Below are 16311 nucleotides of genomic sequence, written 5' to 3' on the forward strand. Positions count from 1 at the left end.
GCCTCCCCACGTCAGCCCGCCTGAACTACTTCCCTTCCAGCTTCGCCCTGATTTTCAGGCGCAGGGCGTTTAAGCGGATGAAACCGGTGGCATCTGATTGGCGGTAATCCCCTCCGGCCTCAAAGGTCACGAGCGACGGCTGGTACAGGGATTTTGGAGCTTTGCGACCTACCACGGTGACGTTGCCCTTATACAGTTTTAGGCGGGCAGTGCCGGTCACGGGTTGCTGCGCCTCGTCGATGAGCTTTTGCAGGGCATAACGCTCCGGGGCGTACCAGTAGCCGTAATAGACGAGTTCGGCGTACCGGGGCATGAGGGAATCCCTGAGGTGCATCACTTCCCGGTCCAGGGTGACGGACTCCACCGCCATGTGCGCCGCCCGCAGGATGGTGCCGCCCGGGGTTTCGTAGACCCCCCGGGATTTAAGGCCAACGTAGCGGTTCTCCACCAGGTCCACCCGGCCGATGCCGTGCTCGCCGCCGATCAAGTTGAGCCGGGCCAGGAGCGCCGCGGGGCTCAAAGCCTCGCCGTCCACGACCATCGGGTCGCCATGCTCAAAGTCAATTTCGATATAACGCGGTTTGTCGGGCGCGGCTTCCGGCGACTTGGTAAGCGTGAACATATCCGCAGGCGGCTCGGCCCAAGGGTCTTCCAGGATGCCACCTTCGAAGCTGATGTGCAGGAGGTTGCGGTCGCTAGAATAGGGCTTTTCCTGGGTTACCGGCACGGGGATGCCGTGCTTTTCGGCATAAGCCACGCAGTCCGCCCGGCCCGCCAGGTCCCACTCCCGCCAGGGCACGATGATTTTGAGATCGGGCTTCAAGGCCATGTAGGTAAGCTCGAAGCGCACCTGGTCGTTGCCCTTGCCGGTGGCGCCGTGGCTCACCGCGTCGGCGCCGGTCTTAATGGCTACCTCCACCTGGGCCTTGGCGATGAGGGGCCGGGCGATGGAGGTGCCCAACAGATACGAGCCCTCATAGAGGGCGTTGGCCCGGAACATGGGCCAGACGAAATCCCGGACGAACTCTTCCTTCAGGTCTTCGACGTAGACTTCATCCGCGCCGGTGGCCTTGGCCTTGGCCGCCACCTCCGCCAGTTCCTCTCCCTGGCCCAGGTCCGCGGCAAAGGCCACCACGGGGCATTGGTAAGTTTCCTTAAGCCACTTGAGAATTACCGAGGTATCGAGGCCGCCGGAGTAGGCTAGAACAATTTTGTTTATATTTGCCATGCTCGTTTCCTATGAGAATTTATGGCGGGCAGTGCCCGCCCTACATTTTGCACAGGCTGGAAAGCCTGTGCCACCGGGTTTTTCTGACCCCCGGCCCTAACCCCTATCCCCTATCCTAAAAGCCATTCTAGGAGCGCCTTTTGGAAGTGCATCCGGTTTTCCGCCTGGTCCCAGGCCGCGGACTGAGGGCCGTCCAGGACCTCGGCGGTGATCTCCTCGCCCCGGTGGGCCGGGAGGCAATGGAGCACGATGGCTTCGGGCGCGGCCAGCTTGAGTAAATTGGCATTTACCTGGTAGGGCTCAAAAAATTTCTGGCGTTCCGCGGCCTCGTCTTCCTGGCCCATGGAGGCCCAGACGTCGGTGTTGATCACCAGGGCTCCGGCCACGGCCTCTTTGGGGTCCTGACCCAGGTAGACCCTGGCCCCTTCTTTCTTGGCCTGGGCGAGCAGGGCGGCGTCGGGCGCGTAGCCGGCGGGACAGGCCAGGTACAGGGGAAAATCCAGGTGCATGGCCGCGGTGATCCAGGAGTTGGCCATGTTGTTGCCGTCCCCCACCCAGGCCACCTTCAAGCCAGTAAGATCGCCGAAGCGCTCCTGCATGGTCATGAGGTCGCTGAGCACCTGGCAGGGGTGGTGGGTGTCCGTCAGGCCGTTGACCACGGGGATGGTGGCATGACGGGCCAGTTCCTCCACGGTCTCCTGGGCAAAGGTCCGCACTACCACGCCGTCAACGTACCGGGACAACACACGGGCGGTGTCGGCCTCCGGCTCGTTCCGGGACATCTGCGTCTGGCCCGGGGCCAGATAGATGCTGGAGCCCCCGAGTTGCGCAATCCCCGCCTCAAAGGAGACCCGGGTGCGGGTGGAGGGCTTGTCGAAAATCATAGCTACGGTTTTGCCCTTGAGGGACGCCGGGTCCCGCTGCTCTTTATGCAGAGCCTTGAGTTCCCTAGCCCGGGCCAGGAGGGTAACGATCTCTTCCCGGCTCAAATCCAGAATAGTCAACAGGTGCCGGGTCATGGAAATACCGCCTGTAGAGATACTCCCAGGATAGCCAGGCCTTTGTCTAGTTCCTGGGGGCTCACCACCAAGGGCGGGAGCAGCCGGATGACATTGCCCTGGGTGCAGTTGATGAGCAGACCCCGCTCCCGGCAGGCAGTGATCACGTCCGCACCTTGCTGGGTCAGCTCTAGGCCCCACATAAGGCCCAAGCCCCGGACTTCCTTAACAATAGGGAACTGGGCCTGAAAATCTGCGAGCTTCGCCCGGAGAAATTCACCTTTCTCCCGCACCGAGGCCAGAAACTCCGGCTGGCTCAGAAGGCCTACTGCGGTCTTAGCCGCCGCGGCCACCACCGGCCCCGCCCCGAAGGTGCTGGCGTGGGTGCCGGGGACAAAGGCCGAGGCTACCTCTTCGGTGGCCAAAAGCGCCCCCATGGGCAGGCCGTTGGCCAAGCCTTTGGCCAGAGTCATGACGTCAGGCGTGATGCCAAAATTTTCATAGGCAAAGAGCTTGCCGGTGCGGCCCAGGCCGGCCTGAATTTCATCCAGGATCAGCAACAGACCCCTATCATCGCACAATTGCCGCAAGCCTTTGAGATAATCGGGCGAGGGCAGATTGACGCCGCCTTCACCCTGGACGGGCTCCAGCATGACGGCGCACACGGTTTCATCCACGGCCTTGGCCACCGCGTCCAGGTCGTTAAAGGGCACAAAGCTGAAACCCGGTAGCAAGGGGTCGAACCCCTGCCAGAACTTGGGCTGGCCCGTGGCGGAAAGCGCGCCCAGAGTGCGGCCGTGGAAGGAGTTTTCCATGCTGATGATCCGGTGCCGCCCTTCCCCGAACCGCTCACGGGAATAGCGCCGCACCAGCTTGATGGCTCCTTCGTTAACTTCCGCCCCGGAATTGGCAAAAAAGACCCGGTCCGCAAAGGACAGGTGCACCAGCGCTTCGGCCAGCTCCACCATGGGGGTGGTGTAGTAGATGTTGGAGACGTGGACCAACTGGGTCAGTTGGCTTGCTGCGGCCTTGGCGATTTCCGGATGGGCATGCCCCAGATTGCACACTGCCAACCCCGCCAAAAAGTCCAGATATTCCCGGCCGGCATCGTCCCAGACCCGGCAGCCCTCGCCTTTCACCAGCACCAGCGGCTGCCGGCCGTAGGTGTTCATTACTACTTTGTTTGAACGATTAATCCAATTGTTGTTCATGATTCCACTCTCAGGTTATTAGCTATCAGCTTTCAGCCATCAGCAGTCAGCAAAAGAAAAACAGACTGTAGGCTACGTTTTGCGCATTGTCTGGTGCGTAAGACGCACCCTACGTTACTATTTCCGTGCCGATACCGGTATCGGTAAAGATCTCCAGGAGGACCGCGTGCAGGGCGCGGCCGTCCAGGATATGGGCCTTGCCCACGCCATTCGCCACCGCATCCAGGCAGCAGTTGACCTTGGGGATCATGCCGCCTTTGATGGCGCCCGTGTCCATCATGGCCAGGGCCACGTCCCGGTTCAGGGACGAGACCAGATGGCCGTCAACGTCCAAGACCCCGGCCACATCGGTGAGCAAAATGAGCTTAACCGCACCCATGGCCTTAGCCACTGCGCCTGCCACCAGGTCGGCGTTGATGTTATAGGTTTCCCCGGCTTCCCCCACCCCCACCGGCGCCACCACCGGGATGAAATGGTGATCCTGGAGGGTGCGGAGCAGGGCGCTGTTGACCCCTACTACCTCACCCACCAGCCCGATGTCGATGATCTCCGGGGGCTCGTCCTCACGGGGGCGGTAGTAATGGAGTTTTTTGGCCATGAGCAACCTGCCGTCCTTGCCGCTTAAGCCCACGGCGTTGCCACCGGCGGCGTTGATCAGATTGACGATCTCTTTATTGACCTTACCCGCCAGGACCATCTCCACCACATCCATGGTGCTCTCGTCGGTGACCCGGAGGCCGTCCACAAACCGGGTGGGGATGTTCATCTTGGCCAAGACCTGGCCGATCTGGGGACCACCGCCGTGCACCACCACCGGGTGGATGCCCAGGTATTGCAGGAGCGTCATATCCCGGGCGAACGCGGCTTTAAGTTCCGGTTCGGTCATGGCCGCGCCGCCGTACTTGATGACCAGGGTCTGCCCCTGGAAGCGGCGCATATAGGGCAAGGCCTCAAGTAATACTTCCGCTTTTTTTACCCATTCATTCGTCATGGATTTTGGTGATCTCCCTAATGAAGAATGGCCTTGGGCGAAAAAGGGAAAAGGGCAAAAGGCGAAAAGGAAAAAAGCTCGTTAAATTGTGCTCTTCCTTTTCCCCTCTTCGCCTTTTCGCCTTTTCCCCCTTTTTACAAAATGTACCGGCTCAAATCTTCGTCTTCGATGAGCGCGGCCAGGCGCTCCCGGACGTAGGCGTCGGTGATGGTGATTTCCTGGGCCGCCAGGTCCGGGGCCGTAAAGGAAATCTCCTCCAGCAGTTTCTCCATCACCGTATGGAGACGCCGGGCTCCGATATTTTCGGTCCGGTCGTTCACCTGGGTCGCCAGGGCGGCGAGTTCCTTGATGGCCTTGAGCGTGAATGTGAGCCGGATGCCTTCCGTGTTCATCAGGGCCTGATACTGCTTGATCAGGGCGTTTTCCGGCTCGGTTAAGATACGTTCAAAATCCTCGGCCCCCAGGGATTGGAGTTCCACCCGGATGGGGAAGCGGCCCTGCATCTCCGGGATCAAATCCGACGGCTTGGACAGGTGAAACGCCCCGGACGCGATGAACAGGATGTGATCGGTGTGCAACATGCCGTATTTGCTGTTGACCGTGGTGCCTTCCACGATGGGCAATAGGTCACGCTGCACCCCTTCCCGGGAGACGTCGGGTCCCCGGGTCTGGTCCCGGCCTACGATCTTGTCTATCTCATCCAAAAAGATAATGCCGTTTTGCTCCACCTTGCGCCGGGCCTCTTCCACCACCCGGTCCATGTCGATGAGGCGGCTAGCTTCCTCCTGGAGCAGGTATTCCCGGGCCTCCGAGACCTTGACTTTGCGCTGCTTGGTTTTGCCGGGAAAGAGGTTGCCCAGCATATCTTTGAAGTTAAAGTCCATTTCTTCTATGCCCGCGGCAGAGAAGATTTCCACCACCGGGGTGGTACGCTGGCTGACTTCCAGTTCCACGAAGCGGTCCTCCAGGCGTCCGGCCCGGAGCATGGACTTGAGCTTTTCCCGGGTTTTGTCACTTTCACCTTCGCCCTCGCCTTCCCCTTCCCCTGGCTGGTTTGGGGTCGAGCCGGGGAGCAGCATATCCAGCAGGCGTTCTTCCACCGCCTCCACGGCCTTGGCCTGGACCTTGTCCCGCTCTTCGGTCTTGACCATGGTGACGGCCAGTTCCATCAGGTCACGGACCATGGATTCCACGTCCCGGCCCACGTAGCCGACCTCGGTGAACTTGGAGGCCTCGATCTTGAGGAAGGGGGACGCGGTCAGTTTGGCCAATCTACGGGCGATCTCGGTCTTGCCCACGCCAGTGGGGCCGATCATGATGATGTTTTTGGGCGCGATTTCGTCCCGCAGGGCCTCGGGGACTTGTTGACGCCGCCAGCGGTTGCGCAGCGCGATAGCCACGGCGCGCTTGGCGTCCTTCTGGCCCACGATATATTTGTCCAACTCCGCCACGGTCTCCTTAGGAGTCAGGTGATCCCCGGAGACGGGGAGAAATTTCAGCAATTCCATGTTTGCAAGTCCCTTAAGCTATCTGCGTTCATCGGCGGTTATCGGCGGTTTAAAAATTAACCGCCGATGCACACCGGTAGACGCGGATTATAATTCCTCAATCACGATCTCACTATTGGTATAGACACACAATGACGCGGCGATGGACATGGCCTCCTGGCAAATCTCCACAGGACCCAGAGTGGTGTGGGTCATGAGGGCCCGGGCCGCGGCCAGGGCGAAGGAGCCGCCGGAGCCGATGGCCATGACGTCTTCGTCGGGCTCGATGACGTCGCCAGTCCCGGAGACCAGAAAGGCCGCGGTGCCGTCTACAGTCAGGAGCAAGGCCTCCAGGCGCCGCAGAATCTTGTCGGTGCGCCAGTCCTTGGCCAGCTCCACCACGGAGCGGGTGAGGTTGCCCTGGTGTTTCTCCAGCTTGGCTTCCAGGCGCTCGAATAGGGTGAGGGCGTCGGCCGTGGACCCCGCGAAGCCCACCAGGATCTTGCCGTGATAGAGCCTCCGGACCTTCTTGGCATGGTGTTTCATCACCATGTCGCCCATGGTCACCTGGCCATCGCCGGCCAGGGCAACTTTATCGCCCCGGCGGACCATTAAGATGGTGGTGCCGCGGAACTTTGTATCGCTATGGTTCATGCTATCCTTGTCTCGTTATTCTCGTTCCCAAGTTGCACTTGGGAACGGATTGAGGAGCCAAGCTTAGCTTGGCCCTCGAAGCAGAGCTTCGAGGAAATTTGGTTCCCAAGCTCAGCTTGGGAACCAGGTGAAGGTGCGCAGTGCGCACCCTACACGGCGGGCACGAAGGCCCGCTCCACCGATCCTCTTCGCCTTTTAACCTTTTCCCCGTTTCGCCCTTATTTACTCCGGGGATGGGCCTTGTCGTATTCTTCCATCAAATAATCCAGGTTCAAATGAGTATATCGCCCGGTTGTGGAGATCGAGGCATGGCCCAGCAACTCCTGGACGGCCCGCAGATCGGCCTGGCCCTCTAAAAGATGGGTGGCGAAGCTGTGGCGCAGGCCGTGGGGCGTCAACCCTTGGGAAAGCCCTGATTTGCCCACCCACTTGGCCACGAGCCGGGCAACGCCCCGGGTGGAGAGGCGACCCCCCCGGGAATTGACAAACAGGGCGGTTTCGTCCCCGGTGCCCTGCTGCGTAAGAAACCGCTGCCGCAGGGGCAGATAGGCCGACAGCGCCGCTTTGGCCGGCTCGCCCAGGAAGGCCAGGCGTTCCTTGCTACCTTTGCCCCAGACCCGGAGGATGCCCGGCTTCAGGTCGACGTCTTCCAGGCTGAGGCCGGCGAGTTCCGAGAGGCGGAGCCCTCCGCTGTAAAATACCTCAAGGACGGCTTTATCCCGGCAGGCCCCGAAGTCATCGCCCTTGGGTTCGCTCAACAGATGAAAGGTCTCGTCCACGCTCAGATAGTGGGGCAGAGGCTTTTCCAGCTTGGGGCTGGGGGCCAGTTTGGCCGGGTTCTGGGTCAAGACGCCGAGGCGTTGCAGGTATTTGAAAAAGGTGCGCAGCGCCGAGAGCTTGCGGGCTACCGTGGTCTTGCGGTTGATCTTGAGGGCCGTGGCCAGAAAGGCCCGTAAGTCCCGATAAGTCACTTGCTTAAGTTCGGCGTCTTGCCGCTCCCGGGCGTAAAACTCTAGAAATTGGGTGAGGTCGAGGCGGTAGTTTCTTAAGGTATGGGGCGACATCTGCCGCTCCACCTTGAGGTACCGCAAAAAGTCTTCCAGATGACTAAAGCCGTCCACCGCCATGGAATCCTTGGGAAAACCTGCCCCATTCTCCCTTTAACCCATTTAAAAGATAGATATTATCATGAAGTGTCCGCAATGCCAAAGATTATCAAGGATAGAATGAGACCGGAGGACTGCAATGAGATTGAATGGGGCTGTAGGCTGAGGTCGCATTTATCACTGGAGCCAGAAAAATAACTCTACTCACCCCCACCCCAGCCCTCCCCCATCACGGGGGAGGGAGGAAAGGGACAATGCATTTCGTGCTCCGATCAATAGAAAAAGCGTCTCGGCTGTAAAGCGCAGGTTTTTGTAAGAGACTGCGGCTACCCAAATTGACCAGTAGTCCAGGGAAAAGTCTTTAATTGACTTATGTGCAATAATTGGAGCTTGCGCAGAAGAATACTAAAGTTATACACTTATAAAAGTATCAGGGAGATTCATAAATCCCCTCTGCCGATTTTCTTTGATTACCTTTACGAGGAGTTTTGGATATGGAAAAATGTTCCCACGGAGCCGATCCCAAGTCCTGCGGCGAAGACCCCAAGTCTTGCCAGGGCTGCGATCCGGCTCATCATGAGCCCGACAAAGACCAGGAAGAACGGGAACTGGCCCGCACCCTAAAGCAGATTCGCCACAAACTGGTGGTGATGAGCGGCAAGGGCGGCGTGGGCAAAAGCAGTGTGGCCGTCAGCCTGGCCCTGGCCCTGGCCCGCCGGGGCAAAAAGGTGGGGTTGATGGATGTGGACCTCCACGGCCCCAACGTTTTAAGGATGCTGGGCCTGAAGCAGCCTATGGATTTAACCCATGCCCAGTTTGATCTGCCCCCGGACCTCTTTGACACCCTCCGGGTCATCTCCATCGAAGTTTTGATGCGCGACCGGGACATGGCGGTGATCTGGCGGGGTCCCTTAAAACACCAGCTCATCCGCCAGTTCCTCAGCGAAGTGCAGTGGGGAAATCTGGATTACCTGGTGGTGGATTCGCCCCCGGGGACCGGGGATGAGCCCATGAGCGTGGCCCAGACTATCCCCGACGCCGTAGCCATCGTCGTCACCACCCCCCAGGAAATTTCCCTGGCGGATGTGCGGAAGTCACTGAATTTCTGCGAAAAGATCAACATGAAGGTAGTGGGCATCGTAGAGAACATGAGCGGCTACGCCTGTCCCCATTGCGGCAAGGACCTGCCCCTGTTCAAGAGCGGCGGCGGCTTAAAGACCGCCCAAGCCGCCAAGGTTCCCTTCCTGGGAGCCCTGCCGTTCGACCCCGCGGTGGTGGAGGCCTCGGATCAGGGAAAACTTATGCAGGTGAAGGAGGCCGACAGCCCCTTCTTCCAGGCCCTGAAACCCATCGTGGAATACATCCTGGAGACCCTGCCCGCGACGCCGGCGGTTACTCGGGAGCCTGGGGTTATGAAGTTCGCCCTGCCGGTGGAAGACGGCAAACTGACGGACAAGTTCGGCCATGCCTCCCACTTTGCCATCTTTAAGGTCAAAGACGGCGCCATCGGGCCTAAGGAACTCATCCCCAGCCCGCCCCACGAACCCGGGGGCATCCCCGAATGGCTGGATGACCTGGGAGTAACCCACATCATCGCCGGCACTCTGGGAGAAAAAGCCCAAGGGCTGCTGACCAAGAAAGGCATCGAAGTGGTGGCCGGCGCTCCCCTGGAGGCCCCGGAAGTATTGGTGGAGAAATACCTCAAGAAGACCCTCGCCACCAGCCCCCGGGAGCACCCGGCAAGTTGCGGCTGCGGGCAGGGGTAATACGACGTAAAAAGCTCCAGGCAGCCGCAGGCTTTGCTGTGAAAGTCCTGTAGGGGCGGGTTTAAAACCCTCCCCTACAAGCGGTGTCCAAGCGGAGCTTGGGCGGAAAGTAGCGTTCCCAAGTGCAAACTTGGGAACGAGGGCGCAAAAATTATGGAGCCGAGGCGAGGCCCTCGGCTCCACATTCTCCTTACTCCCTGACTGGAGCTTGTAGGGGAGCGGGCAGGCTCAGGTTAGAGAAATGACTTTGTCCGCCAGTTGCATGGAGGTCACGATATCCACCATGCTGGTGAGTTCACCTACCTGTTTCTTTTCCAGGAGATTGAAGGTCTTCAAGCAGGGGCCACAGACCAGGATGCCGAGCCCTTCATCGGCCAGGGCTTGAAGCTGGGGCAAAGCTTCCGACCCCTCTACGGCCAGTTTGACTCCCGAATTTAAGAGAACCAGGCGCCACAGGTCGCTCCCCATTTCCTTCATGGTCCTGATAAAATTGACCACGATTTTGCGTCCGAGTTCATCATCGCCCTTACCCAGACTGTCTGCGGCCAGTAGCACCAGGATCTTCTTAACGTCCTGCACGTCCTGAGCCGGGGCTTTGTGAACCGGGATTTCCCCGGTACAACAAGCCTGGCCCGCCAGTTCGCTTCGCATCGTCTCAGCCACGGTCGTTCTCCTTTTCCTCTCGCTTTTTACTCTTAAGACGATGGCGATCGGAAAAAGGATACAGTTAAGGGTTGGGCGGTTTCAGGAAAAGCTTGTAGCCACTAGGGGTTTCAGGCTGGCAGGTTAAGACATTCCTCTCATCCACTTCGAAGACACAGTGTTCCTCCAGCAGGGCCTTCAGTTTTTTCCGGGCCCGATGGAGCCTGATCTTGACGTTTTCCACGGTAATCTCCAGGATCTCGGCGATTTCCCGCTGGCTGAACTCGCTGATATCCGAGAGAATGATGACACTGCGGAGCGACTCGGGCAGATGGTTGACCAGGCCAAAGACACATTTGCGCATCTGGCCTTGTTCCAGTTCTTTCTGAGCCGTGGTGGCCATTGTTGGCTTTCCGGAGATTTCTTCCAGGCCCAGGTTGGCGGCTTTTCCTTGCTGGCGGAAATAATCCTGGCAGATATTGTAGGCAATCCTAAATATCCAGGCTTTCAGCTTGGTGGCATCCCTGACGTTTTCCAGGTTATTGTTGATTCTGATAAAGGTCTCCTGCACTAAGTCATCCGCCACCCACTCGTTTCTCACCGTATGCAGAATGAATTTTCTGACTCCCTGGTAATATTGATCGTAAATCTCCGTGAGGTGCATCTCTAAATCCCTGTCAACTCAGGAACCGCATTTCGGACTGCATTTATCGCTTGGCAAGGGGCAAGCATCCCCCTCCTGACCCGTTAAGCTTCTGACGCTATTCTTCATCAGCATGTTGATATTATTTTTAATTTTGTAGGCACATTCCACCGCCGCTTGAATATCCTCCGGGGCCAGGCCGCAGGCCTGGGCCTTCTGATAATAGTAGTCAAAGCAGGGAATACAGTTGGCCGCGACTGCCGCTCCCAGACAAACCAACAGCTGGGTTTTTTCTTCCATGGATCTTCCCCCTCCTGATTCTGCCGGATTATTACTGAGACGTTACAGCTCGACAAAAGGTTACTCGGGTACCTGTCACTTTCCCATCATCTGTTCCCTTTTTATCCCCACTCCAAGGTCAAGAGCAAGGCGTCTTCCTGGGTATCGTCGTAGTAGCGGGGACGGCGGCCCACTTCTTTAAATCCAAAAGATTCATACAGGGCGCGGGCCGCGAGGTTGGACGGCCGCACCTCCAGCCAGGCGATCTCGGCTCCCTGGGTCCGGGCCTGGGCCAGGCCTTCGGACAGCAAGCGCCGGGCGATGCCTTTACGACGATGGGCGGGGTGAACAGCCAGATTGAGAATGTGCATCTCGTCGAGCACGACCCAGAAAATGAGGTAGGCCCAGGTCTGCCAGGGTTGAGGAGAGGGAGGGCCGGCAACCAGCATAGAGCTGTTCCGGTGGGCCAATTCCGAAAGGAAGGACCACCGGGACCACGGGGTGGAAAAAGAGTGCGATTCGATGGCCCAGATGGCCGAGACATCCGCCAGGCCGGCCCGGCGGATGAGAAGCCCTGGGATCATTTTTTATGGAGAACCTCGCTGGCAACGGTGATCCCTTTCTGACCGGATTGCTTCAGGGCCAGGGCTACCTCTCGCAGGTCATTCTTATCCCGGAGTTGCGCCAGTTTCATGAGCATGGGCAGATTGACGCCGGTGATGACTTCCACCTTGCCCTCTTGCAGGAAAGACAGAGTGAGGTTAGAGGGGGTGCCCCCCAGCATGTCGGTGAGGATGACCACGCCGCTGCCGTTATTCACCTGGGACAGGCCGCGCTGGATCTGCTGGCGGGAGACCTCGGGGGCCGCGTTGGGGTCCAGGGACACGGCCACGATTTTCTCCTGCCGCCCCAGGATCAGGTCCCAGACGCTGGTAAGCGCCTCGGCCAGTTCCTTATGAGTGACGATTAAGATTCCAATCATAACTAATCTCCTGAGGACCGCGGCATATCGCGATGGGTAAGGGTGAACGGATAATTGTCCCGATTCAGATGTTGCCCCAGGGCACTGGCGATGACCACTGAGCGGTGCTGCCCTCCGGTACAGCCGATGGCAAAAGTGAGGTGGGTCTTGCCTTCTTCCTGGAAGCGGGGCAGTAAAAAATCCACAAAGGTGAACAGGTGCTCGAGAAAAGCCTGCGTTTCAGGCTTTTCCAGGACATACTCCCGGACCCCGGGATTTTCGCCGGTTAACGGCTGCAACTCGTCGACAAAATAGGGGTTGGGTAGGAACCGCACATCCAACACCATGTCAGCTTCCGGAGGAATGCCCTTCTTGTAAGCAAATGAAATGAGATGGAGCCGCATTCTCTGGCGAGGCAAGAGCTCGGAGTACTCATCCTTGATCAACTCCCGCAGTTGATGGGGGTTATAGTGGGAGCTGTCGATGATACGGTGGGCCAGTTGGCGCAAGCCTGCCAGGGAATTACGTTCCTGATTCAGAGCCTGGATGATGGTGTCATGGTCCGCCAGGGGGTGCTGACGCCGGGTTTGAGAAAACCGCCGGATCAACGTGCCTTCTTCCGCCTCCAGAAAGATAATGTGGAGATGGTAGCCCTGGTCCTCCAGCCCTTTAAAGACCTGGGCGTAATTCTGGATGAAGCCTTCGGTACGAACATCCATGACCAGGGCGATCTTGCGTCCATTCTGAATAGCCGGCGACTGCATCTGAAGGAAAGGGGGAAGCAGGCTCAGGGGTAAGTTGTCGACGCAAAAATAGCCGATATCTTCCAGGGCGCGCAGTACCGTGCTCTTCCCCGAACCGGAAAGCCCGGTAAGGATCAAAACGGCAAAAGGGGACAGGTGTTGTGAGCTCGATTCCTGGTGCGGACCGGATGCCTGGGTCATGTTTGCCGGATCTATTCTTTTAGATGACCTGCATGATTCTTATCGGCAGTTAGAAAAGATAGCGTGAGACCTGAGATTAAAATTCCGCATCGCGCTCGGCGATCAAGCGGTAAATTTCGTCGGCCCCCTCGGCCTTCATCAGGTTGTCCCTAAACGGCTGGCTCATAAGCATCCGGGAGATCTTGGCCAATGCCTTAAGATGGATACCGGCAGAATTAGCCGGAGCCAGAAGCATGAAAAAAATTTGGGAAGGCTTGCCGTCCATGGAGTCGAAGTCAACTCCTTTGAGGCTGCGGCCGAAGCATAACAAGAGCTTGGAGAGTTGGGGGAGCTTGCCGTGGGGGATGGCGATGTTATCGCCGATGCCGGTACTCCCCAGGCGCTCCCGGTCCAGCAGCACATCCATCACAGTTTGGAGAGAAAGCCCATCGGACCCCGGCGCCAGAGCCTTGGCCAACTCCTCCAGTACGCCCTTTTTGTTGGTGGCCTGCAAATTGGGTAAGATGCAATTTGGGGCCAGGAGGTCAATAATTTTCATGCTGCTCCCCAATGCTCTATCCCAGGTCGGGTTCGACCAGGACAAAGGTGCCATCCTGGCGCCGATATAAGATATGCAAACTGCCGCTGGTCACATTGGTGAAGACCAACAGGTCATCTTTGCCGCTTTGCATGAGTTCCACCGCATCCGTCAGTTGGAGGGCCGGGACCTCAACGCGTTTACGCCGCAGGGCCGGTAAAGCCGGAGCTTCCTCGGTTTCGGCTTCGGCCGCGGCAGCGACAGTTGACCTGCTCCGGTCGCCCTTGGGGCCCTTCAGCTTATCCCGAACTTTTTTCAACTGCAAATCGATCTTGTCCATTACCAGATCGATTGCGGCGTACATGTCCGTGTTCTCTTCTTTGCCTTTGATGATCCGCCCATTATTGTCTATGGTAACATCCGCCAGGTGGCGAAATTTTTCCAGCCCCAGCACCACATGGGCCTCTACCGGTCCGTCCAGATAGCGGGTGAATTTATTCAACCGGTCCGTCACATAGTTTTTCAAGGCCTCAGAGGGTTCAATCTGTCTGAAAGTCACGGAAATCTGCATTATTGCCTCCCAAAGGGTTATGCCAAAGGCCCAACATTAAGGGGCGAGATTTTCTGGCTGGCTCTTCCGCCGGTACACGGGTTTCTTGCGTTTACTGGAAGATAACACCCCCAGCATGCCGCGATATTTGGCCACGGTGCGCCGGGCAATGATCACATCCTGACGGCGGAGCATATCGGCAATCTCCTGATCGCTCAAGGGGTTCTCAGGGTCCTCGGATTGCACCATTTGGCGTATCTTTTCCTTGACGGACTCCGAGGCTATCTGGTCACCCAAAGACATGTTGATGGCGCTGTTGAAGAAGAACTTAAGATCAAAGACGCCCTGGGGAGTGTATACATATTTGTTGGTGGTGACCCGGCTGATGGTAGATTCGTGCATCTGCACATCTTCCGCCACCTGGCGCAGGGTCAAAGGTTTCAGATGGGACAGGCCATGATCCAGAAACTCCCGCTGGAACCCCACGATGCTTTCCGTCACCCGGTACAAGGTCTTTTGGCGTTGGTGGATGCTGCGAATAAACCAAAGGGCGTTATCCAGGTGCTTTTGAATATAACTCTTGACCGAGTCCGGAAGTTTGTCGGGACCCCGCAGGGCCTCCAGATAATACGAGTTAACCCGCAACTTGGGCAGACCGTCGTCATTCAAACGGATGACGTATTCATTGCCCACTTTTTCCACGTGGACGTCGGGGTTGATGTAGTCTGCCTCTTCGGAGTCAAACCCCCGGCCGGGCTTGGGCTCCAGGTTGGCGATGAGATCACCGGCCTCAACCACCTGCTCCAGGGGCACCTTCAGGTCCCGGGCGATGGCATGGTAATTCTTATTGCCCAGGTTGTTCAGATGGCGGTCAACAATATCCAGTACCAGGGGATCGGCGACACCCAGCAACTTGAGCTGCAATTGCAAACATTCTTGCAGGGTCCGGGCTGCCACCCCCGGCGGGTCGAAGGTTTGGACGATCTCCAGGACCTGCTCTACCCTGGCCGGGTCGATCCCCCCCATCTCGGCAGCAATCTCCTCGGCCGTGACCCTAAGATAACCGTCTTTGTCTATGTTGCCGATGATCAACAGCCCGATGGTTTCGCCTTCCTCATCCAGATCCAGTTTGGCCATCTGGAGCTGCCAGATAAGGTGAGATCTCAGCGTGCTCTTTTCCGCATTGAGGGATTCAAACGGCAGGGCTTCCCGTTCTTCGTGCTCGCCTACGGGGGTGGGCATGAGGCGATCTTTCAGGAAGCTGTCCCAATCCCACTCTTCCGAGGCGGATTTGCTTTCTTCGGGTTTAATCTCCTCCGGGGTCGGTTCGCCATCGGCAAGATTCCCCAGCCCTAACTCATCCTCTCCTGCGACTTTTTCTTCTTCAAACTGATCATCTTCCAGGACCGGGTTGGTTTCCAGGGCCTGGGTGATTTCACCCACCAACTCCATGCGCGACAGTTGCAGCAGCTTAATGGCCTGCTGCAATTTCTGCGTCATGATGAGGGATTGGGTGAGCTTTAAACTCTGTCTAATTTCCAAGGCCATCTGGTCGCCTTATGGACATACCCTTCGTTTTGGGGACCCTAACTGCCGCGGCCACCGAAATCATTATAACTTAAAGGTCTCGCCCAAGTAAATTCTTTTGGCCAACTCACTTTGAACCAACTGCGAAGGCGACCCTTCTTCCAGGATCACGCCTTCATTGAGAATATAAGCCCGGTCGCACACCCCTAGAGCTTCCCGAACATTATGATCAGAAATCAGAACACCCAGGCCTCTATCCCTTAACTCCCTGATAATATTTTGTATATCGGTAACTGCCAGGGGGTCGATACCGGCAAAGGGTTCATCCAGGATGATAAAGTGGGGGGCGGTGACCAGGGCGCGGCTGATCTCCACCCGGCGCCGTTCGCCGCCGGACAAAGCTGAGGCTTTCTGATGAGCCAGATGGCTAATCCGCAGATCTGACAACAGCTTTTCCAGCCTTTCCTGACGAATATGCAAATCTGGTTCCAAAGTTTCCAGGATCGCCATGATATTTTCGGCCACCGTGAGCTTGCGAAACACGGAAGCCTCCTGGGGCAGGTATTGCAGCCCCATCCGGGCCCGACGATAAATGGGCAGGAGGGAAATGTCCTCGCCGTCCAGGTAAATCTTGCCGCCGTCCGGTTGCAACAGCCCCAATATCATGAAAAAGGTGCTGGTTTTTCCGGCTCCATTGGGACCCAGGAGTCCCACCACCTCGCCGCTCTTCACTTCCAGGGAGACGTGGTCCACTACCGTGTGGCCATCATAACTCTTGGCCAGCGATTCCAGAGTGAGGCGGTGCAT

General features: G+C 57.8%; 18 protein-coding genes. 1 reads left to right on the forward strand and 17 read right to left on the reverse strand.

Going from position 1 to position 16311, the window contains the following annotated elements:
- Positions 1-25: 25 nt before the first annotated feature.
- The 7 genes from WC600_09610 to xerC form a co-directional block, all read right to left on the reverse strand.
- Positions 26-1228 carry an argininosuccinate synthase gene (locus tag WC600_09610; protein ID MFA4902991.1) on the reverse strand — a complete coding sequence of 401 codons (1203 nt, stop codon included), beginning with the start codon at positions 1226-1228 and terminating at the stop codon, positions 26-28.
- A gap of 110 nt (positions 1229-1338) precedes the next feature.
- Positions 1339-2247, reverse strand: a complete 909-nt coding sequence (gene argF, locus WC600_09615) for an ornithine carbamoyltransferase (protein ID MFA4902992.1) — start codon at positions 2245-2247, stop codon at positions 1339-1341.
- Positions 2244-3437: an acetylornithine transaminase gene (locus WC600_09620; protein MFA4902993.1), complete on the reverse strand. Its 1194-nt coding sequence runs from the start codon at positions 3435-3437 to the stop codon at positions 2244-2246. The genes argF and WC600_09620 overlap by 4 nt, the downstream gene beginning before the upstream one ends.
- Before the next feature lie 109 nt (positions 3438-3546).
- On the reverse strand, positions 3547-4428 hold the full coding sequence (gene argB / locus WC600_09625; protein MFA4902994.1) for an acetylglutamate kinase: 882 nt from the start codon (positions 4426-4428) through the stop codon (positions 3547-3549).
- Positions 4429-4562: 134 nt separating this feature from the next.
- Entirely contained in the window at positions 4563-5936 is a 1374-nt protein-coding gene (gene hslU, locus WC600_09630; GenBank protein MFA4902995.1) for an ATP-dependent protease ATPase subunit HslU, read from the reverse strand.
- Between the two features lie 87 nt (positions 5937-6023).
- Complete coding sequence (hslV, locus tag WC600_09635; protein ID MFA4902996.1) at positions 6024-6569, reverse strand: ATP-dependent protease subunit HslV; 546 nt, start codon at positions 6567-6569, stop codon at positions 6024-6026.
- Positions 6570-6787: 218 nt separating this feature from the next.
- A complete protein-coding gene (xerC, locus tag WC600_09640) occupies positions 6788-7696 on the reverse strand; it encodes a tyrosine recombinase XerC (protein MFA4902997.1) in 909 nt (302 codons plus the stop codon).
- Positions 7697-8169: 473 nt separating this feature from the next.
- Between xerC and WC600_09645 the strand changes: the two genes are divergently transcribed.
- Positions 8170-9441 carry an iron-sulfur cluster carrier protein MrpORP gene (locus tag WC600_09645; protein ID MFA4902998.1) on the forward strand — a complete coding sequence of 424 codons (1272 nt, stop codon included), beginning with the start codon at positions 8170-8172 and terminating at the stop codon, positions 9439-9441.
- Positions 9442-9669: 228 nt separating this feature from the next.
- On the opposite strand, the gene yedF is transcribed toward WC600_09645, so the two are convergent.
- The 10 genes from yedF to lptB form a co-directional block, all read right to left on the reverse strand.
- A complete protein-coding gene (yedF, locus tag WC600_09650; protein MFA4902999.1) occupies positions 9670-10104 on the reverse strand; it encodes a sulfurtransferase-like selenium metabolism protein YedF in 435 nt (144 codons plus the stop codon).
- Between the two features lie 64 nt (positions 10105-10168).
- A complete protein-coding gene (locus tag WC600_09655) occupies positions 10169-10747 on the reverse strand; it encodes a sigma-70 family RNA polymerase sigma factor (GenBank protein ID MFA4903000.1) in 579 nt (192 codons plus the stop codon).
- Positions 10748-10765: 18 nt separating this feature from the next.
- On the reverse strand, positions 10766-11026 hold the full coding sequence (locus WC600_09660; GenBank protein ID MFA4903001.1) for a hypothetical protein: 261 nt from the start codon (positions 11024-11026) through the stop codon (positions 10766-10768).
- Positions 11027-11127: 101 nt separating this feature from the next.
- Positions 11128-11589 carry a ribosomal protein S18-alanine N-acetyltransferase gene (gene rimI / locus WC600_09665; protein ID MFA4903002.1) on the reverse strand — a complete coding sequence of 154 codons (462 nt, stop codon included), beginning with the start codon at positions 11587-11589 and terminating at the stop codon, positions 11128-11130.
- The gene (locus WC600_09670; protein MFA4903003.1) at positions 11586-11987 is read right to left on the reverse strand and encodes a PTS fructose transporter subunit IIA; all 402 of its coding nucleotides are present in this window, start codon (positions 11985-11987) and stop codon (positions 11586-11588) included. The genes rimI and WC600_09670 overlap by 4 nt, the downstream gene beginning before the upstream one ends.
- Positions 11988-11989: 2 nt before the next feature.
- Complete coding sequence (gene rapZ, locus WC600_09675; GenBank protein MFA4903004.1) at positions 11990-12910, reverse strand: RNase adapter RapZ; 921 nt, start codon at positions 12908-12910, stop codon at positions 11990-11992.
- A 76-nt stretch (positions 12911-12986) separates the two neighbouring features.
- A complete protein-coding gene (locus WC600_09680) occupies positions 12987-13448 on the reverse strand; it encodes a PTS sugar transporter subunit IIA (GenBank protein ID MFA4903005.1) in 462 nt (153 codons plus the stop codon).
- 16 nt (positions 13449-13464) lie between these two features.
- On the reverse strand, positions 13465-13998 hold the full coding sequence (gene raiA, locus WC600_09685) for a ribosome-associated translation inhibitor RaiA (GenBank protein MFA4903006.1): 534 nt from the start codon (positions 13996-13998) through the stop codon (positions 13465-13467).
- Positions 13999-14034: 36 nt separating this feature from the next.
- A complete protein-coding gene (gene rpoN / locus WC600_09690; GenBank protein ID MFA4903007.1) occupies positions 14035-15525 on the reverse strand; it encodes an RNA polymerase factor sigma-54 in 1491 nt (496 codons plus the stop codon).
- 63 nt (positions 15526-15588) lie between these two features.
- On the reverse strand, positions 15589-16311 hold the full coding sequence (gene lptB, locus WC600_09695; GenBank protein MFA4903008.1) for an LPS export ABC transporter ATP-binding protein: 723 nt from the start codon (positions 16309-16311) through the stop codon (positions 15589-15591).

The sequence above is a fragment of the Desulfobaccales bacterium genome, assembly GCA_041648175.1.
Classification (GTDB): domain Bacteria; phylum Desulfobacterota; class Desulfobaccia; order Desulfobaccales; family 0-14-0-80-60-11; genus 0-14-0-80-60-11.

Coding starts and splice junctions, on each gene's coding strand:
- argB (MFA4902994.1), bottom strand. CDS start 4,428: ATGACGAATGAATGGGTAAAAAAAGCGGAAGTATTACTTGAGGCCTTG.
- WC600_09620 (MFA4902993.1), bottom strand. CDS start 3,437: ATGAACAACAATTGGATTAATCGTTCAAACAAAGTAGTAATGAACACC.
- hslU (MFA4902995.1), bottom strand. CDS start 5,936: ATGGAATTGCTGAAATTTCTCCCCGTCTCCGGGGATCACCTGACTCCT.
- argF (MFA4902992.1), bottom strand. CDS start 2,247: ATGACCCGGCACCTGTTGACTATTCTGGATTTGAGCCGGGAAGAGATC.
- rpoN (MFA4903007.1), bottom strand. CDS start 15,525: ATGGCCTTGGAAATTAGACAGAGTTTAAAGCTCACCCAATCCCTCATC.
- xerC (MFA4902997.1), bottom strand. CDS start 7,696: ATGGCGGTGGACGGCTTTAGTCATCTGGAAGACTTTTTGCGGTACCTC.
- hslV (MFA4902996.1), bottom strand. CDS start 6,569: ATGAACCATAGCGATACAAAGTTCCGCGGCACCACCATCTTAATGGTC.
- rimI (MFA4903002.1), bottom strand. CDS start 11,589: ATGATCCCAGGGCTTCTCATCCGCCGGGCCGGCCTGGCGGATGTCTCG.
- lptB (MFA4903008.1), bottom strand. CDS start 16,311: ATGCACCGCCTCACTCTGGAATCGCTGGCCAAGAGTTATGATGGCCAC.
- rapZ (MFA4903004.1), bottom strand. CDS start 12,910: ATGACCCAGGCATCCGGTCCGCACCAGGAATCGAGCTCACAACACCTG.
- WC600_09680 (MFA4903005.1), bottom strand. CDS start 13,448: ATGAAAATTATTGACCTCCTGGCCCCAAATTGCATCTTACCCAATTTG.
- raiA (MFA4903006.1), bottom strand. CDS start 13,998: ATGCAGATTTCCGTGACTTTCAGACAGATTGAACCCTCTGAGGCCTTG.
- WC600_09660 (MFA4903001.1), bottom strand. CDS start 11,026: ATGGAAGAAAAAACCCAGCTGTTGGTTTGTCTGGGAGCGGCAGTCGCG.
- WC600_09655 (MFA4903000.1), bottom strand. CDS start 10,747: ATGCACCTCACGGAGATTTACGATCAATATTACCAGGGAGTCAGAAAA.
- WC600_09610 (MFA4902991.1), bottom strand. CDS start 1,228: ATGGCAAATATAAACAAAATTGTTCTAGCCTACTCCGGCGGCCTCGAT.
- WC600_09645 (MFA4902998.1), top strand. CDS start 8,170: ATGGAAAAATGTTCCCACGGAGCCGATCCCAAGTCCTGCGGCGAAGAC.
- WC600_09670 (MFA4903003.1), bottom strand. CDS start 11,987: ATGATTGGAATCTTAATCGTCACTCATAAGGAACTGGCCGAGGCGCTT.